The following is a 24,796-nucleotide window of genomic DNA, read 5'->3' as shown; positions in this document are numbered from 1 at the left end:
CAAAGGGCTTTTCTTTGCAAAGTTAGCTGACGAGCATGCCACCCGGAAAGCGAAATGGACAAGCCGAAGCGGGTGTTATCTATACTATTCATTTCAACCGTATGTGAGCAAAGTAAACGATAAGATATCCACCCTTTTTGCATGTTCACGATTCTTATTTTTGTCTGTTATAAGGACCGGGTGGGCTTTCCCGTTTTTTCTTATGATGGTGTTTGATGAACAAAATGAGATGAACGACAAACACTCTAGAAGTAACCAAAGATATATTGATAAAATAATAAATACTTGGAAATATTTTATTGCACAAATCATAAGTTTTGACATATGAAATAATAAAATGTAACATAATCCAAGTATTTATATCGGTTTAATAAAAAGGAGGAGAAAAGATGAATACATTTTTAATAATTATCAATATTGCGATCATGCTATTATTTATCGGTATTTTAATTGGTATGCAGAGAAAATATGTATCGTTCAGTAAACGAGTTTTCGCAGGTTTAGGCTTGGGTATTCTATTAGGTGCCTTTTTACAAATTGTCTATTCAGTAGATTCAGAAGTTGTAAGTGCGACAACAGATTGGTATAACATTGTTGGGAGAGGATATGTCCGTCTATTAATGATGATTGTTATTCCATTAGTAATGGTTTCTATTATTCAATCAATCATTAATTTAGAGAAATCATCCGAACTAGGAAAAATGTCAGCATGGATTATTGGTATCCTTGTCTCTACCGCTATGATAGCTGCAGTAGTTGGGGTAACAAGTTCCACTATTTTCGACTTAAATGCTGATCAAATTGAAATGGGGCAAGAAGAAGAAGAGCGTGGTTTAGCGCTTGAAGAGAGATTAGGTTCCTTAGATGGCATGTCAACCCCGCAAAAAATATTAGAATTTATTCCGTCTAATATTTTCTTAGATATGACAGGAGGACGTGCAACATCTGTTATTGCTGTTGTTATTTTCTCTATTTTAGTCGGAATTGCTGTGTTGGGTGTAAGGAGAAAGCAACCGGAACAAGCGGAAAAATTTGTAGATATAGTAAACACGTTTTATACAGTGATCATGCGTATTGTAACCATCATTTTACGCTTAGCACCATTTGGTATCTTAGGATTAATGGCAAATACAGTAGCACAGACAAATATAGCAGGTATTATTGAACTGGGTAAATTTGTTGGTGCATCATATGTCGCATTGATTGCCATGTTTATTATTCACATGATTATTCTAGCTGTATTTGGCTTGAATCCATTAACTTATATACGTAAAGTAGTACCAGTACTGGGCTTTGCGTTTACATCAAGATCAAGCGCAGGTACTATTCCGTTAACGATTCAGGTGCAAAAAGAGAGTCTCGGTGTGCATAGTGGTACAGCTAATATGGCAGCATCATTTGGTGCTACTATTGGTCAAAATGGTTGTGCTGGTATCTATCCAGCGATGCTAGCAGTAATGATCGCTCCTACACAAGGAATCGATCCGTTATCGCCAGGTTTCTTATTGCCATTGATTTTAATCATTGGTATTAGTTCATTCGGTGTTGCTGGTGTTGGTGGTGGTGCAACATTCGCTGCATTAATCGTGCTATCATCTATGAATCTGCCAGTAGCATTAGCAGGTTTACTTATTACTGTAGAACCACTAATCGATATGGGACGTACAGCATTAAATGTAAATGACTCCATCTTATCTGGAACATTAACATCTAAAATAATGAAAAAACTAAACATTAAAAAATACGACGATAAAGAAGCAGTCAACAAAGACATCGCATTATAATACATTAAAACTCCTCTTGTTATGATTACAAGAGGAGTTTTAATGTTTGAATCCTAAAAAATGAAGTATGTTGATGTAGTGGTGAATAATATGTGATGTATTATTTTTTGATCCTTATTCGTTCCATCGTTATATAAAAGGCTGGGAGTAATAATAATGTCAATACTGTCGAGAAAATAATCCCAGACACAATCGATACTGCTAATGGTTTAAACAATACGTCACCCATAAACATGATCGGTGTTAACGCTGCGATGGATGTCAATGTTGTTAAAATGATTGGTCGTAATCTTGCACGGCCTGCTGCAAGTATGGCATCAACAGTATTACCGTCATAGCGTCCTTTATTCTGTTCGATAAATTCAATAATTAATATCGAATTTCGAACGACGATACCAGATAAGGAAACAATACCGAGTACTGCTAGAAAGCTAAGTGGCTGACCACTGACAAATAAGCCAACAACTGCACCTGTCAAGGCTAAAAATACAGTGTTTGTAATTAAAACTGGCGTCAATAACGAATTAAACTGAACCGCAAGTGTTATATAGATAAGAAATAACACAATTACAAATAATTTAGCAATTTCAACAAAGAATTCTGTCTCAGCACTTACTTCTCCATCCTCATTCAAAACGTAATTGCCCCCTAATCCGGCAAGTTCTGTACGCATTGCTTCGATCACTTCTGAAGTTTCGGCAGCAAAATCACCTTGACCAGAATCATACGCAGCAATCGTAATGGTTCTCTCACCGTTTTCATGGGTGATCGCAGCCATTTGTTCTTTTGTGTGAGTAGAAATAAATTCTTCATAGGAATAAATTTCCAGTACTCCTTCTTCTGTAGGGACGACAGCATTCAAGGCGCTTAGGTCTATCGAATTTTCTGCTCCTTCATCCAACACTAAATTCATGTTTAATCTGTTATCTTCCACGTTAATTTTGGTCAGTGGTATACCAGTATTTGCAGATTGAAGTGTATTTTTTACTTGATTAATCGGAATCCTATGTTCCTCCAAAAAATCACGGTCAATCTTATATGTCTTTACTGATTGGCTCGTTCCTGCATTCACTGTTGCAATTTCAACAGATTCGAGAGCATTTAACTTATCTTTTAACTCAGTTGATTTTTCTAGTAATACATCTAAATCTGTCCCTTGTATTTTCAACTGAATTGTTGGAGATGGTGGTGGCCCCGATACAATTGTTTCTAAGAAAATCTCGCCATCAGGAAACTGCTCTCGTAATTCTTCTTGATAATTTTTAATAAAATCACTAGCAGATGTTTGGTCACGATCAACACGAACTACGATTTGACCGGTATTTTCACCAGATCTAGTCAAACTAGAATTGAAGATATTAGGTAAACCATCTCCAGTGTAGCGAACCGTTTCCGTTATATGTTCGGCATTGCCATGTATATAGTTTTCTATCTCTGCCAATGTTTGATCTGTTTTTTCTAGAGGTGTACCTTCCTCTAGTGTTAAAGAAAGCGTTACTTCTTGACGGTCTGCAGCAGGGAAGAATTCAAACGGTACTTTTATAACCAATAATAGTAATAAAATACAAATGATCATCCCACTGATAACGGTAATCCATGGTTTTTTAATTGTTGTTGGTAAAACATTTTCTGTATATTGATCTTCTAACCAACGGAAAAAGTTCGTTAATATTCCAATATGACGTTTTTTGGTACGGTATACCTTTAATTGTCTGGTATATTGAATGGTTGGAATAAATGCCAAGGCTATTAATGTAGACGCAATAATAGTCCCCATTAAGGCGATCGGTAAAGCTTTGATAAATTCTCCATTACTACCGGATAAAAAGGTCAGAGGGAAGAAGCTGAATACGATTAATAACGTAGATGTCACAATCGATACACCGACTTCTTTTACTCCTTTTTTTGCTCCTTCCAGCGGTGGGTCACCTAATTGATAACGCCGCATAATATTATCATTCACAACGATCGCATCATCGACTAATATGCCTATCGCGACTATAATACCGATGATCGAAATTTGGTTTAGGTCTACTCCTGTATATGGTAAAGGAATGAAGCCGATAATAATCGAGATCGGAATAGCAAGTGCTACTAAAAAAGCCGAAGACAATGGTAGCCCGAGAATCATAATGACAATGACAGCAAGCAAGGATATCGCAAATGAGATTAATAAACTTGAATACACCTCATCAATGACAGTGCTCTGTGAGTAAAACCGTTCTACGGAAACATCAGTAGGTAAATCTTCTTTTAGATTTGCTATTTTCTTATCAATTTGTGCTTGGAGGTTTGTAATATTAACAGCACTTTCTGCAAAAATCGTTAACGATAATGCGGCTTGTTCATGATGTGTAATCAAATCATCTACTACTTCGTTTTCTACCGAAATAGTAGCGAGATCAGTTAAATGCGTATCTTCTGTTATATAAATGTTCTCTAATTGTGATATGTCATCAATAGTGTCTATATTTAATAAGATATTCTGCCCTTCATTTTGTTCAGTTCCTAATGCACTTGGGCTTAATTCACTTTGAATGGCGTCAATCACTTGATTAGGTTGAATCCCATTCTCCGATAATAATGATTGATCCAATGAAATAACAACTTTCTGATCTGGTAATCCTTTAACGGAAACAGAAGCAACTCCCCTTATTTCGCTTAAGGTAGATTTCCAGGTCTCCATTTGTTGACGAGTAGAAAACAGATGTTCACGATCTTCACTCAGTAAATGATAGGTAGCCACACTTGAGGTGGCAAGGTCTGTTGTAACATCCGGTGACATGGCCGCATCTGGAAAGTTTTTTTGAGCATCCTGTACGGCCTGTCGTATCGTAGAATAGACGGAATCAATATGTGCACTATCTTCTATTGTAACCGTTAAGGTAGAAAATCCATTAGTAGAAGCAGATGTCACTTGATCGATACCATCTATGTCAAGTAGTTCCTCCTCAATAGGATTTGTAATAACCTGTTCGACTATTTCCGGGTTTGCGCCAGGGTAAACAGTTGAAATGGAGGCAATATTTTGTTCGATTTCTGGTATGTCGCGCTTAGGTGTTTGTAAATATGTAAAAACGCCTGTGATAATAAATAATAAAACGAAAATCCAAACTATTTTTCGGTATTTTATTAATGTTTCCAATAGCAACACCTCCCATTATATTTATTATTGTATACAATTAGCTAAATGAAAACAATAAAGGTTTGTATTTGCATTTTTAAATCGTTGAGGTAGCATTATTGTAGGACTATTTTTAAGGAGGATGAAACATGCAGGAATTACTAAGAAAATATGCAAAACTATCATTACATACAGGTGTGAATTTACAAGAAGGTCAAGGATTATTAGTTCAGGCCCCAATTGAAGCGGTTGAATTTGTGCGAATAGTTGTGAAGCAAGCATACGAGATAGGAGCAAAAAATGTTCACGTCGAATGGAAAGATGATGAGTTAACTTATTTAAAAATGAAGCATGCCCCAATGGAGGTACTGGAAACATTCCCGGAATGGCGTAAGGATGCCATGGTTAGCATGGTGAAAGATGGCTATGCTGTATTAAATATTTATGGCGAGAACCCTGATCTCTTACAAGGTATCGATGGTAAACGGATGGCTGCAGCTACGAAAGCAAGTTCTACTGCCTTAAGAGAATATCGCGATTATATGATGAATGATCGAGCGCGTTGGTCAATTGTTGGCTATCCAACGACAGAATGGGCTCACAAAATATACCCAGGCCTAGATGCCGAAGAGGCGAAAGGGAAACTATGGGAGGAAATTTTCCGTATTGCACGTGTTGACCAAGATGATCCAATCGCAGCGTGGAATAAACATAATCAATTATTACGAGATGCTCGTGAGTACTTAAATGAAAAGAACTATGCAAAACTCCATTTTCAAGCAGCAGGAACTGACTTAACTATTGAACTACCAGAAGGTCATATTTGGCATGGAGGAGCGGCAAAGGCGACAGATGGAATAGCGTTTAACCCAAATATGCCGACAGAAGAAGTATTCTCAATGCCTCATAAATACGGAGTCAATGGGCATGTTGCAAGTACAAAACCACTAAGCTTTCAAGGTCAGATAATAGAGAATTTCACGTTGACGTTTAAAGACGGTAAGGTAGTTGATTACACATGTGAGAAGGGGAAAGAAGCGCTCAAACAGTTGTTAGAAGCAGATGGTGATGGAGCATCACGTTTAGGTGAAGTTGCCTTAGTACCACATGAATCGCCAGTTTCTCAAGCGGGAATTATTTTCTTTAATACACTGTTTGATGAAAATGCATCTTGCCACATTGCATTAGGAAAAGCATACCCAACTAATATAGAAGGTGGATCTGATATGAAGGAGAAAGAAATGGATCAACATGGTGTCAATGATAGCATTGTTCATGAAGACTTTATGATCGGCTCTGCAGATATGGATATTGATGGCATAACGAAAGACGGAGAAACAGAAGCGATTTTCCATAATGGCACATGGGCTATTTCGTTTTAAAATTTCAAAAACATAACACAGTATTTACAAATTGTTAACAATAAACGGAAACACTTTTTGTTCTCCCTTATAGAGGGTAAGATAGAATTAAAGCATAAAAAGGGAGAATAAAAGTATGCGCCGAGAAGCTTATTTTGACAATGCCAAACTTCTGTTTATATTTTTAGTTGTGTTTGGTCACTTAATTCAGCCTTTAAAGCAAAATATTGAAATAGTCGATGTAATTTATCAATGGATGTATATTTTTCACATGCCTGTCTTTATTTTAGTGAGTGGTTTTTTTGCTAAAGGGGCAAGTGACAAAGGGTACTTATTGAAATTAGCCAAACGAATTATACTCCCGTACTTCTTATTCCAACTCTTTTATTCTATCTATTTTTTAGGGATTGGTAAAGATAGTTGGGATTCAACGTTATATGACCCACTTTGGGGATTATGGTTCTTATTAAGCTTATTTAGCTGGCATATATTACTGATTGGATTTAAAAAACTGAAACCTGTTTACGGCATACCATTAGCTTTTGTAATTGGTATTTTGATTGGTTACTTACCATTTATCGGACCATCATTCAGTTTATCAAGAACACTTGTCTTTTTTCCGTTTTTCTTAATCGGTTATTGGCTGTCTAAGGAGCAATTATTTAAATGGAAGACAGTTAATAAAAAGGCAGTAGCAATAGGTGTTTTAATTGCGGTGTTTGTCGTGAGTTATGTGACACCAACGATTCCGGCTGAATGGTTATTTGGTTCTCATTCTTATCAGGTGATGGATGCAGCAGTTAGCGGTGGTTTTATCCGTACTATGTTGTATATGGTAGCCATGTTAATGGTCTTTGCGGTGTTACTTTTAGTTCCAAATAAACACTATTCCTTTACACCACTAGGTCAAAATACGATGTATGTCTATTTATTGCATGGCGTTATTATTCAATACGGGCGACAAGCAAACTTGCTAGCCGTAGATCAAAACCTTGATACGTTAGGTCTTGCCGTCATCGCAGCTGCAATCGTATGGTTCTTAGCATCCAAATGGGTCGTAACCTTTACCCAACCAATAGTCGAAGTAAAAACAGACATTATTCACCAATGGTGGAAAGAGCGAAAAACGAAGGAAAAACCAACAGAACAAGTATATCAATACCAAGAAAAGTCATCATAAGATGGCTTTTCTTTCGTGTTGCACTTGTGTCCTTGGGTGAAAGCTATATCAAGACAAATTTTCATTACTTCGCAGCATCTTTCACGATTCAAGTGTGCGGATGTTTTTTTAATAATAATGTGCCAGGATCCGGTCTACACTTCCGCCATATCCCTCTCCAAACAAATTCAAATGAACCATCAAATAAAACAGTTGATATATGGGCTTTACATCCTCATAATATGCTTCGATCGGGAACGCTATTTGGTAACTCTGATAAAAATCAGCCGGAAAGCCACCGAATAGCTCCGTAAACGCAAGCTCAAATAAATGATCCCCATAAACAATAGAAGGATCAATCAAATAAGGTTCCCCATCTTTGCCAACTAGCCAGTTTCCACCCCATAAATCACCATGTAATAATGATACTCTAGGGGTTTTCGGTATGTATTGATCGAGATTGGCTAATAAAGATTCCATACGTTCGCGCCTTTTGCCATTCATTCTCCCTTTTTCAATGGCAAGCTCCATTTGTGGACGAAGGCGCTTCTCCCGATAATAATCCACCCAATTGTCATACCATACATTGTCCTGCGTCAACTCTCCAACAAATGTGGTCTGATCTAACCCAAAGGATGAGCCTGCTTCCGCTAAATGTAAAGCAGCTACATTCTCCCCTAACACACGAGCAGTAGTGGCATTTTTGTTTCCTTCTACCCATTCCATGATCAAGACAATTTCTTCATCACCGTTAGCGATGTCATAATGATATACTTCCGGTACAGCAATGGTATTAGTAGCACGAATTTGTTCCAATCCATCTGCTTCTATTTTAAAGAAATCTGCCGGTACGCGTTGATTGGTTTTGATAAAATAATGTTTTTCCGCTGTTTGGACATAATAAGCCTGATTAATATCACCACCAGCTACCGGTTGGACGAGTTGAACGGGGGAATAATCTCCCATTAATTGTAACTTCTTGTACATAAACGATTCCTCCTTGTAACACTAGTATAGCATCAAAAAATCAAGGTAGAAAAGCGAGGTTCTATCATGTACAATAGGAAAGAATTTATTTATTTGTAGTTAGAGGTGAAAATAAATGCAACGAGAAAATTGGGCATCAAGACTTGGATTTATGTTAGCTGCAATGGGTTCTGCTGTTGGATTAGGTAATATTTGGCGGTTCTCTTATGTAGCTGGTGAAAATGGTGGAGGCGCATTTTTAATTTTATATATTTTGAGTGTGTTAGTTATAGGTATTCCATTATTATTAGTAGAAGTAAGTATTGGACGGAAGGCACAAAGAGATATTGTCGGATCATATAAGAAGCTAGCACCAAAACAACCATGGTTTATGGTCGGATATGTAGGAGTTGCGAGTGCCTTTCTGATCCTAAGCTTTTACAGTGTCGTCGCTGGATGGGCATTGTATTACTGGTGGGGATATGTAACAGGTGTAATGACAGTGATGCCAGAGAATGGGTTTGGCGGATCCTTTGATGCATTTATTTCACAGGATTATGCACCATTATTCTGGCATGCTCTTTTCATGGGGATTACCATGTTAATTGTATTAGTAGGTGTTAAAAAGGGAATAGAGCTTGCCAATAAAATATTAATGCCGATTTTAGCATTAATGATGGTTGCATTGGCGATTTATAGTATAACGTTGCCAGGCGCTGCTGATGGACTTGCTTTCCTCTTTAAGCCAGATTGGTCGGTATTAGATGATCCTTCTGTGTATATTGCGGCATTAGGACAAGCTTTCTTCTCACTTAGCTTAGGTGTTGGTACGATGATGACGTACGGAAGTTATTTAACAAAACAGCACCAGTTGCCGGGCGCAACAGTGGGAATTGGTGTGATGGATACCTTATTTGCGATTATTTCTGGTATTGTGATATTCCCGGCTGTGTTTGCCTTTGACATTGATCCTAGTTCTGGACCACCGCTTGTTTTCATCACATTACCGGAAATCTTTTATCAAATGAACTTCGGTGACATCGTTGGTTTGGTATTCTTTACAGCCTTAAGCTTAGCTGCGATTTCTTCTTCGATTTCCTTGCTGGAAGTACCAGTTGCCTATCTGATGCGTGCAGCAAAGATGTCGAGAAAATTAGCATCACTTATCGTCGGCATCGTCATATTTGCATCTGGTGTTACGGTTTCCTTGGGAATGGGAAAATGGAGTGATTTAACCTTAATTGGTGATCGAAATATTTTAGATTCGATGGATTTTCTTTCGTCTAATATTTTCTTACCAATCGGCGGACTAACGATGGCAGTTTTTGTCGGGTGGTATTTTACCAAACAAGAAGCTTTAGAAGCATCGGATTTAACCAATAATCAGATTAGTCAGATTTGGTATGTACTAGTGAAATTTATCGCACCGATTTTAATCATTATCATTTTCTTAAATTCGCTTGGAATTGTATAATAGCGTGAGAGGGGATGTGCAATTATGGCAATTACCAATCAGCAAATTTTGCAGAAAATTATAGCGGAATGTGAACAAGCGCTGCAAAATGATAGCAAAGTAAGAGAACATGCCAAAGCAGTGCAATCTTTAACAGATTTATTATTAGATCAGGATAGCAGTAAGCCGGAAGCGGCATCATCCACGAATTCGATCGATCAATTAGAGTGGCAGCAAATGGTTGGACAACCTGCACCAAAACCACCTACAAAGCAAGAGAAAAAAGTGGAAGATGACGGTTCTAATGGGGATTCACTACTTGACTTTTAAATAGGGAGTGGAGAAACAGATGAAAATCTTATTATTATTAGGTATTCTTAATGGTTTTCTTGCCGTTGCACTAGGTGCTTTCGGTGCACATGGTTTAGAAGGGAAATTATCAGAAAAGATGCTTGCTACATGGGAGAAGGCGGTACAATATCAAATGTTCCATACCGTCGCCTTACTTGCAACAGGTTTATTAATGCCGAAAATTACGGCTGGCAGTATGATGTCAGCAGGTTGGTTTTTCTTTGCGGGCATTATTTTATTCTCCGGCAGTCTCTACATCTATTCGACAACGCAGATCAAAACGTTTGCGATGATTACACCAATTGGCGGACTAGCATTTTTAGTCGGCTGGGTGTTGCTAGGCTATGCAGTAATCAAGTATATATAATTCTTCAGGGTCCTTTGATGAAAATCAAAGGACCCTTGTTTTATGCAATTAATGGGGGAGGAGTGATTGAGTTGGAGGAACCACAACGAGTTATGGTGGAACAACAGGAAGGAAACGGACTGGCAGTCGCGGGGTTAGTGTTAGGAATTATTGGTGTTGTCTTAAATATTATTCCTTTTATACCGTATATTCTAGGCGTTCTCGCTGTTATCTTTGGTATTGTTGGTTTAAATAAGCAAGTTAAAAGAGGGATGGCTAATTTTAGGCATCATAATGATAGCATTAAAATTTCTCTTTTGGATCGGCGTAATTTTTTTAGGTATGGCAGGAAATGTGTAGAAGTGGGGGATACCACACTTTTTTTAGATATAGAGAATTGCAAACGCCATAATGACGATAATACCAATACCTCGTAATACAAATTGTGAAAAGAAAACAGCATGTCTCTTTTGCCACTCTTTCCAAGCTTCAATAAATAGGTTGATACTTAAACAGCCTAATGCAATCATTCCTAAAAAAACCGACCCATTTTGCCATGCCAGCACCATGAATACTAATGTTATGCTAAAGCAAGCAACCGTTATTTCATCGACTGTAGCTTTTCTCATCATTTGATATACCTCCATAAGAAAAGCGCAAAGCGCCCGTTTAGAAACGTAGTGACTGGAGCGAATCAACTGAGATAAAGGAATCACGGTGAGTTTACGAACCGATGATGACTTATCGTAGGGTGATTCGTGAAGTCGCCTAGTTTTTGGCGCTTGGAGCTAGACATCTCCGTTTATACTTTCTTATCTTGTAAAAAAAGACACAAGCATATACTTGTGTCTAAGTTGCTCTTATCATGGTGAACATTGATCTAAGAAGTCCCACTTTACCTTGGTGAATAGGAAGTCATGCCTGGACTTTGATTATATGGATAGTCATAATTAATTTCTTCATCAAACGTAATATAATCTAAGTATACCATTAATAAAACATAACGTTTTCCAGTTTCTGTATCACTTAAAATAATGTGATCACGACCTGCAGCTTCGATAGTCCCTTTAAATACTTTTGCGTTCCAACGGTCATTGTTTTCAAAAGTCATGTAAACAGTAGCTTTTTTTCCTTTGTTTAATCGTAATATATTTTCAATATAAGATTCTTCTGCCGGAAGCATCCCAGGTACATCAGAAACGGGTGGTTGTTGCTGTTGTTGCGGTCCATTTTGTGCCATCTGCATTTGTCCCAGTTGATCCATTCGAGGCATTTGTCCATACGGATATTGATATGCTCCATAGCCACTTTGCATACCATAATAGCCTTGTGGAGTATATGGTTGCATATTCACAGGCTGTTGTTGGCTCTGGTTCTGGTTTTGACTCATCAATAAGACTCCTTTCTGTAATCGGAAATTTGCTCGTGCTTGTTTCCGCATTCCTACTAGCCATTTATATGCATTTTGTTCAATAAACATGCATAAAAAAACACACGGGATAATCCGTGTGTTTTAGACAGCTAAATAAGATGGAATCTCATCTGTTTGTAAAATGTTGCCTACATAGAATGGTCCGAACTCTCCATATCTAGCAGTTACAACGTCAAAGCGCATTTCATAGACGATCTTTTTAATTTGTAGTACGTCATTTGCGAATAAGGTAACACTCCATTCCCAATCATCAAAGCCCATGGAGCCGGTAATAATTTGCTTGATCTCACCAGCATATTTTCTTCCGGTCAAACTATGCTCATACATTAATTGACGACGTTCATCCATCGGTAGCATATACCAGTTATCATTACCATTACGACGCTTGTCCATCGGGTAAAAGCAAATATGGTCCCATTGTGGTAGCTTTGGCTTCAAGCGCGCACGAACTCCAGGATTTTCTTCTGGATTGTCCCCTGCTTTCGACATATATTTGGATAACTCTACAACTGAGACATAGGAATAGCTTGGAGTGGTGAACTCGGCGAATTTTGATTTATTGAAACGTAATTCGATGTCTTCTAATTCTTTTATTGTCGGACGGAGAATCATTAAAATAATATCTGCCTTTTGTCCGATTAACGAGTAAAAAGCATGACTGCCATCACGTGCTTCTGAGACAGCTTCCCATTCGCGAATCATCGACTGTAATTCATCAATCGCTTGTTTGCGTTCTTCTTCTGATGCCTTTTTCCACTTTGTCCAATCTATTTTGCGTAAATCATGTAAACAATACCAACCATCCATTGTTTCTACTGCTTCGGGCATCTGATTCACTCCTTCTGAAATGATTCTTTCGTTTTAATATAACATATTTGGGGAAAAATAATGATTGAAACGCTATGTAAAAAGACTAATATTTTACAAAAAAATGAACAATTTTAAAATTTTTTAGAATGAAACGCATTCATATAGGTTCATCCTTTCATTATGACACAAAAAAGCGTATCATATAATACAGATAATAAGTTGGAGGGTAAAAAAATGACTGATTTATTTACGGATATTAAAAGTAGATTAAAAGGAAATACTAGAAAAATTGTGTTTCCTGAAGGATTGGACGAACGGATTTTAACAGCTGCTAGCCAATTAAAAGAAGACGGATTAGTAGAACCTGTATTAGTCGGATTGCAAGAAAAAATAGAACAGAAGGCGAAAGAATTAAGTGTAGATATTAAAGGAGTGGAAATCTTAGATCCAAGCACTTACCCGGCTTTTGAAGAGATGGTTACGTCTTTTGTCGAACGTCGTAAAGGCAAAGCAACAGAAGAAGATGCGCGCAACATGTTATTGGATGAAAATTATTTTGGTACGATGCTTGTTTATATGGGGAAAGCAGACGGTTTAGTAAGTGGTGCTGCTCATTCCACAGCAGACACAGTACGCCCGGCATTACAAATTATTAAAACAAAAGAAGGTATCAAGAAAACCTCTGGCGTTTTTATTATGGTGCGCGATGAAGAGAAATATGTATTTGCAGACTGTGCAATCAACATCGCTCCAGACAGTCAGGATTTAGCGGAAATCGCAGTTGGTAGTGCCGAAACCGCAAAACTTTTTAATATTGACCCTCGAGTTGCCATGCTTAGCTTCTCAACAAAAGGCTCAGCAAAGTCAGAAGAGACAGAGAAAGTTGCCGATGCAGTAAACATCGCCAGAGAAAAGGCACCAGACCTGACATTGGACGGCGAATTTCAATTTGATGCTGCCTTTGTTCCATCAGTAGCAGAGAAAAAAGCACCTGGTGCTGTTTTGAAAGGGGACGCCAACGTATTTATATTCCCTGGTCTTGAAGCAGGTAACATCGGTTATAAAATCGCCCAACGTTTAGGTGGTTTCGATGCAGTAGGTCCCATTCTTCAAGGACTCAACCAACCGGTAAACGACCTATCACGTGGTTGCAGCAGTGAAGAAGCCTATAAATTAGCATTAATCACCGCAGCACAAGCATTAGATGCACAGTAGATTTCTACTGTGCATTTTTGCTATGATATAGGGGTAGGAAAGGAGAGGGAAAAATTGATACCCGAAACCCCAATTATTTGGCAGCAATATCATGCACTCCTAGAACACCTCCCAGAAATGCACACCCAATACCCAATCATTAATGGACATTTCCGCCGCCTTGACTCCGGAATCGCAGGAGAAGACAACCTCGAATATCACCTTCATCAAGCATATATCCCAAGCTTCCAATTGATCAAAAGACTGCGTTTAGAACACCATTCATCCTTTCAACTGGATTGGATCATTCTCACACCTGGCTTTCGCGTCATTCTTGAAGTGAAAAATTACACCGGTATCATTTATTTTGACCCGAAATCTAACCAATTGATTCGTGAAAAAGACGGCATCACCAGAACCTTTGATGATCCCCTTTTACAAGTGGACAGGCAATATGCCAACTTACGAACTTATTTATCTGATCATGAAATCCAACAACTGCCGGTATACAGAGCAGCGGTCTTTGTTAATCATCATGCCATCTTGCAACTTCATGATTACCCCGAACATCACCGCATCCTCACTAGTCAAGCAGTTCCCGCATTTTTAGAAAAACTTTCCGCCAAACATTCACCCGCTATAACAGAACAACAAAATAGAGCATTAGTTGAATTTTTGCAAGAAAACCATCAAGAACGCTCGATCTCGATACTAGAAAAACATCACATTTTGTGGGAAGATTTAATCAAAGGAGTACCCTGCCCCCATTGTCAAAGACGTGGAATGTTACGTGAGCGTATGCGCTGGCAATGTTCGTATTGTGGCACACGCAGTAACGATGCACACTTGTCGATGCTCTATCACTTAGCATTGTTGACGGGGAATAGATTGACGAAGAAATTAGTGCAGGAATTTTTGATGCTTGACTCACCGGAAGCAACTAGAAAATTAATATTACGAGCAGGATATATAAAATTCGGAGAGAGCAAACAAGTTTATTATTCACATCCGTATTTAGTACAATTTTTTAAAAGTGGCCAGCAAATGAGGAAAAGTGGCCAGCAAATACAAAAAAGTGGCCAGTAAAGTAAATAAAGTGGCCAGCAAACGAAGAAAAGTGGCCAGCAATCACCAAAAAGTGGCCAGCAAAAAAAGGAGCCACCAATATGCTAGCATTCGAAAAATTAATCATGCATCGTTTTAAGATGCCGCTCAAATTTCCTTTTTCAAATAGCACCACTACCATTAAGAAAAAGGACGTCATTATTACCGAACTTCATGACAAGGATGGATTCATAGGTTATGGCGAGTCGGTGGCATTTGATACGCCTTGGTACACAGAGGAAACAACAGCAACTGTGCAATATATGATCGAACACCATCTATGGCCATTGATCAAAGTACAACAGATCAATCATCCGAGCGAACTCGCACTAAACACTATCCGTAGAAATCATATGGCGAAAACAGCTGTCGAAGGTGCAGTGTGGGATCTCTATGCGAAGCGAAATAAACTGCCGCTCTACCAAGCCATTGGAGGCACAAATAACCATATTCCAGTAGGTGCCGCAATCGGACTGCAATCCAGTGACGATCAACTTATCGAAAAAATTACACAAGCACTTGACCAAGGTTATAAACGCATCAAATTAAAAATAAAGCCGAAAAACGACCTGCACATTTTAGAAAAGGTACGCGAACATTTTCCCATAACGCCATTGATGGTCGATGCCAATTCTGCTTATACGCTCCAAGACATCGCACATCTTAAAAAAATGGATCAATACCATTTAATGATGCTCGAACAACCACTGGCACCAGATGATTTAACAGAGCATGCCAAGCTCCAGCAACAGATAGAAACACCTATCTGCCTTGATGAAAGTATCCATACTTTAGCAGATGTCAAAACGGCGATCGCACTACAAAGCTGTAAGATCATCAGTATTAAATTAGCAAAAGTCGGCGGATTTACCAATGCAATTCAAATACATAACTATTGCCACAAACATAACATTCCCGTCTGGTGTGGTGGAATGCTGGAAGCAGGAGTAGGACGTGCACAATCTTTAGCATTAGCAACACTACCCAATTTCACGCTACCTGCCGATCCAGGTGCATCGAGCCGCTATTGGCATCAAGATATTATCACCCCGGAAGTAGAGGTCAACAATGGTTATGTCACACTACCAAAAAAGCCCGGCATCGGCTACGACCTAAACCTCCAATCAGCGGATCAAAAAGTACTCACTTGAGTGTTTTTTGATTCCGCTCAATCATTTGTGTCATCCTCTTTTCAAAAACTGCTAACTCATCACCTGCTAAGTCCACATATTCCACATCACCTAACAGGCGTAACACACGATGAATACTATCCTCCACCGTCAACTCCACGCCAACCAATTCAGACAGCGAACGCATCGTATCAGGCTCAACCGCCGGATAATCAAATCGCTCATCATCAATCGAACGCCCCACACGATAAAAATCACGAACTAACTCAGCACGAGCCGACCCACTCTCTCGCACACAAATATAAATCTGCACCGCAATTCCTTTTTTTACTCGGCGCTGCGAAATACCCGCAAACTTCTTGCCACCAATACTCAAATCATACTCACCAGGACAATACGAACCAACCACCTCAAACGCCTCAATCCCATCAGTGAGATCCGCATACATATCCTTTACAAACGCCGTCATCAACTCATAACCAGAATGAATCCCCATCTCCGGCAAATCCGGCACCACAAAAGAAAAATTCAGCACATCACGATCCAGCACCACCGCCAGACCACCAGAATTCCGAACGACAACATCAAACCCTTTTTCCTGTAAAAACATGACAGCATCGTCCACAGCTGGTAAGCGACTATCGATAATGCCAAGAACAACCGTGTTGTCATGGACCCAGAACCTGCACGCGACTTGATCACTGCTTCGCCCTACCGATTCACACAGCGTATCATCGACCGCAAAAGATGCTATAGCTGTCCCGAGAGTCTCCGGATCGCTATGGTCAATCACTCTAATTTTTTTGTCACTAAAAAATTGCTTCCAATCTTTCATTATTATCCTCCAAACCTTTTCGTTCACCTGAAACTATATTATACTAATAGTAAGAAAAAAGAGGAAGGTATTTGCCATGGCTTATAGAGATGATCAGTTACATGAGGAAAAAGTATTTAAAGATCCAGTCCATCGTTACGTACATGTAAGGGATCGAGTGATCTGGGATTTGATTGGTACCAAAGAATTCCAGCGCCTGAGAAGAATCAAGCAATTAGGCACATCTTTTTTAACATTTCACGGAGCAGAACACAGTCGTCTTAACCATTCACTGGGAGTTTATGAAATCGTCCGCCGGATTCTTATCAACTTTGAGGACAGGCCGAACTGGAATCGTGAAGAACGATTGTTATGTTTATGTGCTGCATTACTTCATGATTTAGGGCATGGACCATTTTCACATTCATTTGAAAAAGTGTTTAAATTAGACCACGAAGATTTCACCCGATCGATTATTTTAGGGGACACTGAAGTCAATCAAGTGTTAACAAAAGTTGGAAACGAATTCCCACAAAAAGTTGCCGATGTTATTAATAAGACCTATCATGACAAATTAGTAGTGAGCCTGATTTCCAGTCAGATTGACGCTGATCGGATGGATTACTTACAGCGTGATGCTTATTTTACTGGTGTAAGCTATGGTCACTTTGACATGGAGCGGATTTTACGTGTGATGCGTCCGGTAGAGGATCAAGTTGTCATTAAGGAATCAGGCATGCATGCAGTAGAAGATTATATAATGAGCCGTTACCAGATGTATTGGCAAGTCTATTTCCACCCGGTTACTCGTAGTGCCGAGGTGATTTTGACGAAAATTCTTCACCGTGTCAAAGAATTATATGACAATGGCTATATGTTTAAGGTAGAACCGATACCTTTTGTTTCGTTCTTTGAGGGACAAGTGTCGCTTGCTGATTACATTAGACTGGATGAAGCAGTAGTCTTGTATTATTTCCAAATGTGGGCGGAAGAAGATGACACGATTTTAAGTGATTTGGCGTATCGCTTTATGAATCGCCGTTTGTTTAAATATATTGAATTTAATCCGAATTTGCAAATGAACGAATGGATGGAGCTCTATCAATTGTTTCGTGATGTCGATCTTGATCCGGATTATTATTTAGTTGTTGATTCCTCATCAGATTTGCCGTATGATTTTTATCGGCCAGGAGAGGAAGAAGAAAGGCTACCAATTCATTTGTTAATGCCGAACAAGGAATTACGGGAATTATCCCGTCAATCCGATATTGTAGAGGCGATTTCAGGTAAGAAACGGACCGATCATAAACTATATTATCCCAAAGATTTAATAGAAAAGTTGCCAGAGGACAGACCGGAAAAAGAAAAAATAAAGAAAATATTAAACAAACAAGAAAGTTAAAGAAACTGGGGTGTTTTCATTGCTAGATAATCATGCAAAGCTTGTTAAAGTAATCGCAGCATCGGAAGGAATTGTCGGGCGTAAAAAGTTACAAAAAATCATCTACATCATGAAAAAATTCGGCTTGCCTTTTGAAGAAAAGTATACCTTTTACTTTTACGGGCCTTATTCAGAAGAGTTAAGTTTACGAATCGAGGAAATCACCAACCTCGGTTTTGTCTCAGAAGTTAAAGAAAATAAGAGCAATTATTATCAATATCGTTATCAGGTGACAGAGCAGGGAGAAGATTTTCTCAAACATTCCCATACAGAACTGCCGTTGATGGAGTCAATTGTGCATGAAATGAAAGAACAGAGTTCACGTTTTTTGGAGCTCGTTGCGACCATGCTTTATTTCGATCACCTGCCGAAACATGAGATGGAACAAAAGGTGCAAGAAGTAAAGAAAAAATCGAACTATACACCAGAAGACATACAGGAAGCATGGGCATTTATTGATAGACTACAAAAATAACCCATTTATGATGATGGGTTATTTTTTTCCGCTAAAAGTCTATCCAGTTTTTCCTCGATCCGCTCTAGTTGTTTTCTTTTTTTGATAGGTCGGAAAATAAGTGAGAATATTAGTGTGTTAATGGTGAAAAAGAAGATAAGCGAAATAAGCGAAAATATGATGCCGCTAACGTTAAATCCGCTTATACTTGCATAAATCAAACAAAACACATCCTTTCATATGGGTAGTATATCAATGAAAGGTAGGGAGTGAAGGAAATCACTAAAAAGTGTCCTTCATCCCATTTACCAACTATATAGATTAGTCAATTAAACGCTTGCCGCCTACACCATAATTACGCTTGTCAATATCTTCGACAAATACGACAACCTTTTCGCGAGATGCGCCAGTTGTCTCGACAACTGCATCTGTTACTTTGTCAATCAAAGCTTTACGTTGCTCGTCTGTTCTGCCTTCTAGCATTTGAACTGTTACGTATGGCATATGTATTCACTCCTCATTAAAATACGAGTGTCCAATACGGATATCGGGCACTTTACAATATCATTGTATCGTAAAAGCAAGAAGAGGGGAAACAAAGAAGATGAAAACTCACTTTTAAACATGCTACAATAATTAGTAAAAGAAGTAGGAGGATTGTCATGAGTGAAGAAAAGAAAAAGAAATCCAATGCATTTACGATCATGAAGGACGATTCCACGGATGGTCATGGAGGATATGGTGTTGGATCCGTCAGTTTAGAAAACATCTCCCCTGTAATTGTTGATCCGAATGAAGATCGCACATTTGTTGATATGGGAGCCATGCATGCGAGAAGTGAAGTGGAACGTCGTGTGAAATTTCTCCCGAATAAAGAAGATGTTCCAAACGGTAAACTATACTGGATTGTCTGGGTAACGGTAGAACGTGGAGATATCGGTTCATACTATCATGGTGTAACCGGATGTGAAGTCCGTGTCGACCGTTCTATTAAACGCGCTTACAAATCAATGCCAGAACATGTGAACCATATGGATAAATCGATGAAAGGGCATGTGATTGTCGATCATATGGATGAAAAATCGCAAAAGTTACTCGCTGATTTCTTACGTGAATTTGATTCGCAGATGTGGAAAAATTCATCCGACGAATTAAAACAAGCGTTACCAGAATAATGAACATTTTGTGAACATTAACTAAAAATGAACAAATATACTTGTCCTAAGCTAACATTTTTTTATAAAATATATACACATGGTAACTCTTAGTTACTAGGACCGGAAAAGGCTGGGCATTTGCCCAGCCTTTTTCCGTTCTATCTACCATCTTCTCCTGTCCACATCCATTCCCACCAGTTTTCGAGTAGTCGGTCTTCCGGAATCATCTCATCCAATTCTTCCGGATGCTCATGTTCATATTCTTCTAAATGGATGGTACAATGTTTTGTCGGCTCTGTTCCTCGCACAAATAACATCGTGTGTGTCTGACCACATGCATCTGTTGCTAGGTAACCCGTATTTAAATCAATCGACGCTTCTACCACGTTTTCAGGTTTTGTAATATGTTCTTCAGGTAGATCTTTATGGGCCGTCTCCATAAAACTTGCCCATACTTCCTTCGCATATTGTTTATCTCGGGTTTTTACAATGTCGCGATTATCGTCATAACCAACCCAAACACCAGTAGTAAGAGCGGGTGTGAAGCCAATCATCCAGTTATCTCCATTAGTTGTTCCTGATTTTCCGGCATATTCATGTGTCAATTGGTCATTTATAGAAGCACCAGTCACACTCATATACCCGTTTAATTCTTCTTGGAACATCCCTTTCATCATATCAGACAGGATATAAGCATACTCTTTTGTCAACACTTGTTCATCTTCTTGTTTGGAAAAAGGGTTCCATCCTTTATCCTCTGTTTGTTCTTCCTCTCGATCATATAGCACTTCACCGTACGGATCTGTCACTTTTGTGATGGTATGGCCATCCACTTCAAGACCACCATTGGCGATGATACTGTACCCTGTCACCATCTCCTGCATTGTCACCACCTCTGTTCCTAATGCTAGGGATGGAACTGGCTCCAACTCACTTTTAAATTGAAATTTATCTTTGGCAACTTGGGCAAATCGCTCGGGTGTCACATACATATTTGTTTTGACAGCGAAAATATTGTCGGAAAGTGCCAACGCTTGCGCCATTGTGATCGGTTGATTGGCATAATAATCATTATAGTTACTAGGCTGATAGCTTTTACCATCAGCTAACTCAAAGGTGGTCGGTTTACTCATTAGGGTCGTGGCTGCCGTCATCCCATTTTCTAAAGCGGTATAATACAGAAAAGGTTTAAAAGCAGATCCTGGCATTCTCTTTGCTTGTGTTACCCGGTTAAATGAAGAATCTTGGTAATTTCGGCCACCAATCAATGCGCTGACACTCCCCGAATCAGGATTCATCGCCACAGCACCCATTTGAATGTCGGAATTGGCATCGATGGTATCAGAAGCTTGTTTCATTGCTTGCTGCTGGTTCAGGTCTAATGTGGTATAGACTTTGTAGCCTCCTGAACGAATATCTTCGATGTCCACATCCAGTAATTCTTTTAATTCATTGACCACAACATCCTGGAAGTAAGGTGCGACACTTTTGGTAGTAATATCACGCTTATCAGAAAAAGATAATTCTTCATTTAAAGCTGTTTCATATGTGACATCATCGATCACGTTTTTCTCATAAAGATTGGTTAAGATAAATTCTTGCCTGTTTTTAGCATTATCTAAGTTATGAAAAGGCGAGTAGTTTGACGGCCCCTTCGGTATTCCTGCCAGCATGGATGCTTCTGCCCAACTGAGATCAGATGCAGATTTATCAAAAAAGTACTTACTAGCAGCTTCAATACCGTACGCACCATGCCCGAAATATATCGTATTTAAATATCCTTCTAATAGCTCATCTTTATCATAAAACATTTCTAATCGAATCGTATAAAAAGCTTCATATAATTTCCGTTGCCATGTTTTATCATGTGTAAGAAAAAGATTACGAGCGTACTGCTGTGTAATTGTGCTTGCCCCTTCTTTTAGCGACATGGTGCGAATGTCTTTCAAGATTGCTCCGGCTAACCGTTTAAAGTCAAACCCGAAGTGATCATAGAAGTGTTGATCCTCTGTCCATACGGTTGCTTGTTCCAAACGGTCGTCTATTTCATCGAGTGATACCCAGTATCTTTTTTCTGAACCGAATTCTTCCCCAATTACTTCTTCATTGTCACTATAATAGATGGTATTTTGTGGCCGTTCTAAAGAAGGTGGGCCAAGTAAAAAGCTCGCAATCAACAGAACTGCAACACAAGCCCCCATCATTAATACCAGGAAAAAACCAATCTTCAACAACCGTCTCTTTTTCCTTCTACGTCTATACCTACGCCTCACCAGACCACACCTCCATTTCACCATGTAACAGAAATTTTAAAATATACACAAAATCCATCAACTGCTAAGTAACTTTCTCATCCATTTTCTTTCTTCTATAGGGAGTACTGGAATAACACTCCGGCAGAATACTTCGCTTGCACCAGAGGGCACAAGTGGCCACAGGCTCCTCGCTCGTACCTCGCTATGAGTTCCGCGGATATGTGCTGTTCCTGTAGTAGACTGGTATTCTGCCTCCGCTGGTAAGGATTCACTGATGATTGAAAGGATAAAATCGATGGATACTGATTTTATAGGTTTCTTCTATCGAAAATAAGAACATCATAACTAGCGTAGACAAGATACGAAGACTCCTGCGGGAAGCGCTAGCTGAAGATCCCGCAGAAAAGCGAAGTATCTTGGCGGAGCGAATCTATGCATCAATCAAACTTCAGGATGGTACAAAGTCACGGAAATGAGAATTTTCACTACGTTAGCCCGATTGCCTGAATCCTGTTCAGTTTTTGCCATTATTAGCATTATGGATAAATCACACCGGGGATAAACATAAAAGATAAAAGAATTACTTGATTTTTTACGGAAAAACTCTAGAATAGTATTGTTTACTTCTAAAATAATCATTTGTACTATAAAAATTTAATGTGGATAATATAAGAAAAATCAAGTCTTCCGCCAGTGCTGGGCGACAAACCAATTTTTTCTTTAACATAGATGAGGGAGCGATCCAGATGGGATTATGGTTTACCGAAAAACAAACCGAAAACTTTGGGATTACCGCAAAAATCAAGCAAACATACCATACTGAACAAACCGATTATCAAAAATTGGACATGGTCGAAACTGCAGAATGGGGCAACATGCTGCTGCTAGACGACATGGTCATGACGACTGAGAAAGACGAGTTTGTTTATCATGAAATGGTCGCACACGTTCCATTGTTTACGCACCCCAATCCAAAAGAAGTACTAGTCGTAGGTGGTGGTGACGGAGGGGTTATACGAGAAATCTTAAAACACCCTTCTGTTACGAAAGCAGTTCTGGTTGATATCGACGGAAAAGTTATTGAATACGCTAAAAAATATTTACCTTCGATAGCAGGGAAATTAGATGATCCACTTGTTGAAGTGCGTGTAGCAGATGGATTTATGCATATCGCAGAAAGTGAAAAGGCGTACGATGTTATCCTGGTCGATTCCACGGAACCAGTCGGGCCAGCTGTTAACCTTTTTACTAAAGGCTTTTATGCAGGAATCGCCAGTGCATTAAAAGATGACGGTATCTTTGTAGCACAAACGGATAATCCTTGGTTTAAAGCAGATTTAATTCGCCAAGTATATGCTGATGTCAAAGAAATATTTCCTGTTACACGCTTGTATACGGCAAATATTCCAACTTATCCAAGTGGGTTGTGGACATTTACGATCGGAAGCAAGATTCATGATCCATTAAAGGTAAAAGAGGATCGCTTTTTTGAGATAGAGACGAAGTATTATACAAAACAGCTGCATCATGCTTGCTTTGTACTACCGAAATTTGTAGAGGATTTAACTGTTTAAAGGGGGGAGTAGGGAAATGCGATTTGATGAAGCTTACTCAGGAAAAGTATTTATTATGTCACGACCAGACTTTGAAGATGCAGATGTGATAATTTATGGGATGCCAATGGATTGGACAGTTAGTTTTCGTCCAGGATCACGTTTCGGACCGAATCGGATTCGTGAGGCATCGATTGGTCTGGAGGAATATAGTCCTTATTTAGACCGTCATTTAGAAGAAGTGACCTATTTTGATGCAGGCGATATCCCGCTCCCTTTTGGTAATCCAAAAAGAAGTCTGGAGATGATTCGTGATTATATCAATCAAATTTTGGAAAAAGGGAAATTCCCATTAGGTTTAGGAGGTGAACATCTCGTTAGTTGGCCGATTATCGAAGCAATGTATGAAAAGTATCCAGATCTTGCGGTGATTCATATTGATGCTCATGCAGATTTGCGCGAGGAGTATGAGGGAGAGCCATTATCCCATTCAACACCGATCCGGAAAGTCTGTGAAAAAATTGGTCCTGAAAATGTTTTTTCTTTTGGAATTCGTTCCGGTGATCGTGAGGAGTTTCAATATGCTAAAGAAAGCGGAATGTACATGGCGAAATTTGATGTGGCAGAGCCATTAGAGGAAATGTTACCGAAAATAGCGGGACGTCCCGTTTATGTTACGATAGATATCGATGTATTAGATCCCGCATTTGCACCGGGTACAGGAACCGCGGAAGCAGGAGGAATTTCGTCTAAAGAATTATTGGCAGCTATTCATTTGATAGCACGTTCGGGTGTGACCGTAGTTGGAGCAGATCTTGTCGAAGTAGCACCTAACTACGATCCAACTGAACAGACTTCAATTGCTGCGAGTAAGTTTATCCGGGAAATGTTGTTAGGTTGGGTGTAAT

23 protein-coding genes are annotated in these 24,796 nt (G+C 39.0%); 15 read left to right on the top strand and 8 right to left on the bottom strand.

The window, feature by feature from the left end:
* Nucleotides 1–389: 389 nt before the first annotated feature.
* Nucleotides 390–1,784 (top strand): L-cystine transporter, encoded by a 1,395-nt coding sequence (locus BM121_RS15800; protein WP_091484620.1) that lies wholly within the window; start codon nucleotides 390–392, stop codon nucleotides 1,782–1,784.
* Nucleotides 1,785–1,884: 100 nt separating this feature from the next.
* On the opposite strand, the gene BM121_RS15795 is transcribed toward BM121_RS15800, so the two are convergent.
* Nucleotides 1,885–4,938: an efflux RND transporter permease subunit gene (locus BM121_RS15795; protein ID WP_245780825.1), complete on the bottom strand. Its 3,054-nt coding sequence runs from the start codon at nucleotides 4,936–4,938 to the stop codon at nucleotides 1,885–1,887.
* A gap of 119 nt (nucleotides 4,939–5,057) precedes the next feature.
* Between BM121_RS15795 and BM121_RS15790 the strand changes: the two genes are divergently transcribed.
* Together BM121_RS15790 and BM121_RS15785 are read left to right on the top strand one after the other, a co-directional pair.
* Complete coding sequence (locus BM121_RS15790) at nucleotides 5,058–6,290, top strand: aminopeptidase (protein ID WP_091484618.1); 1,233 nt, start codon at nucleotides 5,058–5,060, stop codon at nucleotides 6,288–6,290.
* A gap of 115 nt (nucleotides 6,291–6,405) precedes the next feature.
* Nucleotides 6,406–7,449, top strand: a complete 1,044-nt coding sequence (locus BM121_RS15785) for an acyltransferase family protein (protein WP_091484617.1) — start codon at nucleotides 6,406–6,408, stop codon at nucleotides 7,447–7,449.
* A 108-nt stretch (nucleotides 7,450–7,557) separates the two neighbouring features.
* Here BM121_RS15785 and BM121_RS15780 read toward each other — a convergent pair whose 3' ends face one another.
* Complete coding sequence (locus BM121_RS15780; protein ID WP_091484616.1) at nucleotides 7,558–8,415, bottom strand: fructosamine kinase family protein; 858 nt, start codon at nucleotides 8,413–8,415, stop codon at nucleotides 7,558–7,560.
* A gap of 115 nt (nucleotides 8,416–8,530) precedes the next feature.
* Here BM121_RS15780 and BM121_RS15775 point away from each other — a divergent pair, with 115 nt between their 5' ends.
* Genes BM121_RS15775 through BM121_RS22485 form a run of 4 tightly spaced genes read left to right on the top strand, consistent with a single transcriptional unit; the run spans nucleotide 8,531 to nucleotide 10,981 of the window.
* Nucleotides 8,531–9,868, top strand: a complete 1,338-nt coding sequence (locus BM121_RS15775) for a sodium-dependent transporter (protein WP_091484615.1) — start codon at nucleotides 8,531–8,533, stop codon at nucleotides 9,866–9,868.
* A gap of 24 nt (nucleotides 9,869–9,892) precedes the next feature.
* On the top strand, nucleotides 9,893–10,177 hold the full coding sequence (locus tag BM121_RS15770; RefSeq protein ID WP_091484614.1) for a YwdI family protein: 285 nt from the start codon (nucleotides 9,893–9,895) through the stop codon (nucleotides 10,175–10,177).
* A 19-nt stretch (nucleotides 10,178–10,196) separates the two neighbouring features.
* Complete coding sequence (locus tag BM121_RS15765; protein WP_091484613.1) at nucleotides 10,197–10,565, top strand: DUF423 domain-containing protein; 369 nt, start codon at nucleotides 10,197–10,199, stop codon at nucleotides 10,563–10,565.
* A 17-nt stretch (nucleotides 10,566–10,582) separates the two neighbouring features.
* Nucleotides 10,583–10,981, top strand: a complete 399-nt coding sequence (locus BM121_RS22485; RefSeq protein WP_245780824.1) for a DUF4190 domain-containing protein — start codon at nucleotides 10,583–10,585, stop codon at nucleotides 10,979–10,981.
* Here BM121_RS22485 and BM121_RS15755 read toward each other — a convergent pair.
* The 3 genes from BM121_RS15755 to hemQ all read right to left on the bottom strand — a co-directional run bounded on the left by BM121_RS15755 (nucleotide 10,928) and on the right by hemQ (nucleotide 12,804).
* Nucleotides 10,928–11,176 (bottom strand): hypothetical protein, encoded by a 249-nt coding sequence (locus BM121_RS15755; protein ID WP_091484612.1) that lies wholly within the window; start codon nucleotides 11,174–11,176, stop codon nucleotides 10,928–10,930. The genes BM121_RS22485 and BM121_RS15755 overlap by 54 nt on opposite strands.
* A gap of 263 nt (nucleotides 11,177–11,439) precedes the next feature.
* Nucleotides 11,440–11,934 carry a spore coat protein GerQ gene (gerQ, locus tag BM121_RS15750; protein WP_091484611.1) on the bottom strand — a complete coding sequence of 165 codons (495 nt, stop codon included), beginning with the start codon at nucleotides 11,932–11,934 and terminating at the stop codon, nucleotides 11,440–11,442.
* A gap of 123 nt (nucleotides 11,935–12,057) precedes the next feature.
* Nucleotides 12,058–12,804 (bottom strand): hydrogen peroxide-dependent heme synthase, encoded by a 747-nt coding sequence (gene hemQ / locus BM121_RS15745; protein WP_091484610.1) that lies wholly within the window; start codon nucleotides 12,802–12,804, stop codon nucleotides 12,058–12,060.
* A 216-nt stretch (nucleotides 12,805–13,020) separates the two neighbouring features.
* On the opposite strand from hemQ, the gene pta reads away from it, so the two are divergent.
* The 3 genes from pta to menC all read left to right on the top strand — a co-directional run bounded on the left by pta (nucleotide 13,021) and on the right by menC (nucleotide 16,235).
* Entirely contained in the window at nucleotides 13,021–14,001 is a 981-nt protein-coding gene (gene pta / locus BM121_RS15740; RefSeq protein WP_091484609.1) for a phosphate acetyltransferase, read from the top strand.
* 54 nt (nucleotides 14,002–14,055) lie between these two features.
* Nucleotides 14,056–15,066 (top strand): nuclease-related domain-containing protein, encoded by a 1,011-nt coding sequence (locus tag BM121_RS15735; protein WP_091484608.1) that lies wholly within the window; start codon nucleotides 14,056–14,058, stop codon nucleotides 15,064–15,066.
* Between the two features lie 80 nt (nucleotides 15,067–15,146).
* Nucleotides 15,147–16,235, top strand: a complete 1,089-nt coding sequence (menC, locus tag BM121_RS15730; protein WP_091484607.1) for an o-succinylbenzoate synthase — start codon at nucleotides 15,147–15,149, stop codon at nucleotides 16,233–16,235.
* On the opposite strand, the gene BM121_RS15725 is transcribed toward menC, so the two are convergent.
* The gene (locus BM121_RS15725; protein ID WP_091484606.1) at nucleotides 16,228–17,049 is read right to left on the bottom strand and encodes a lipoate--protein ligase family protein; all 822 of its coding nucleotides are present in this window, start codon (nucleotides 17,047–17,049) and stop codon (nucleotides 16,228–16,230) included. The two genes, menC and BM121_RS15725, sit on opposite strands and share 8 nt — an antisense overlap.
* 76 nt (nucleotides 17,050–17,125) lie before the next feature.
* On the opposite strand from BM121_RS15725, the gene BM121_RS15720 reads away from it, so the two are divergent.
* Nucleotides 17,126–18,430 (top strand): HD domain-containing protein, encoded by a 1,305-nt coding sequence (locus BM121_RS15720; RefSeq protein WP_091484605.1) that lies wholly within the window; start codon nucleotides 17,126–17,128, stop codon nucleotides 18,428–18,430.
* 19 nt (nucleotides 18,431–18,449) lie between these two features.
* Nucleotides 18,450–18,944 carry a YwgA family protein gene (locus tag BM121_RS15715; RefSeq protein ID WP_091484604.1) on the top strand — a complete coding sequence of 165 codons (495 nt, stop codon included), beginning with the start codon at nucleotides 18,450–18,452 and terminating at the stop codon, nucleotides 18,942–18,944.
* 300 nt (nucleotides 18,945–19,244) lie between these two features.
* On the opposite strand, the gene BM121_RS15710 is transcribed toward BM121_RS15715, so the two are convergent.
* Nucleotides 19,245–19,427 carry a 2-hydroxymuconate tautomerase gene (locus BM121_RS15710; RefSeq protein ID WP_091484603.1) on the bottom strand — a complete coding sequence of 61 codons (183 nt, stop codon included), beginning with the start codon at nucleotides 19,425–19,427 and terminating at the stop codon, nucleotides 19,245–19,247.
* A 158-nt stretch (nucleotides 19,428–19,585) separates the two neighbouring features.
* Between BM121_RS15710 and BM121_RS15705 the strand changes: the two genes are divergently transcribed.
* Nucleotides 19,586–20,098, top strand: a complete 513-nt coding sequence (locus BM121_RS15705) for a YwhD family protein (RefSeq protein WP_091484602.1) — start codon at nucleotides 19,586–19,588, stop codon at nucleotides 20,096–20,098.
* 140 nt (nucleotides 20,099–20,238) lie between these two features.
* Here BM121_RS15705 and BM121_RS15700 read toward each other — a convergent pair whose 3' ends face one another.
* Nucleotides 20,239–22,353: a transglycosylase domain-containing protein gene (locus BM121_RS15700; RefSeq protein ID WP_245780823.1), complete on the bottom strand. Its 2,115-nt coding sequence runs from the start codon at nucleotides 22,351–22,353 to the stop codon at nucleotides 20,239–20,241.
* 728 nt (nucleotides 22,354–23,081) lie between these two features.
* Between BM121_RS15700 and speE the strand changes: the two genes are divergently transcribed.
* Both speE and speB read left to right on the top strand, forming a co-directional pair.
* Nucleotides 23,082–23,909 (top strand): polyamine aminopropyltransferase, encoded by an 828-nt coding sequence (gene speE, locus BM121_RS15695; protein WP_091484601.1) that lies wholly within the window; start codon nucleotides 23,082–23,084, stop codon nucleotides 23,907–23,909.
* A 16-nt stretch (nucleotides 23,910–23,925) separates the two neighbouring features.
* Entirely contained in the window at nucleotides 23,926–24,795 is an 870-nt protein-coding gene (gene speB / locus BM121_RS15690) for an agmatinase (RefSeq protein WP_091484600.1), read from the top strand.
* Nucleotide 24,796: the final 1 nt, after the last annotated feature.

This window comes from Gracilibacillus orientalis (genome assembly GCF_900114645.1).
In the GTDB taxonomy this organism is placed as follows: domain Bacteria; phylum Bacillota; class Bacilli; order Bacillales; family Amphibacillaceae; genus Gracilibacillus; species Gracilibacillus orientalis.
Note: the sequence above shows the minus strand (reverse complement) of the source record. Positions and strands in the feature narration are given on the sequence as shown.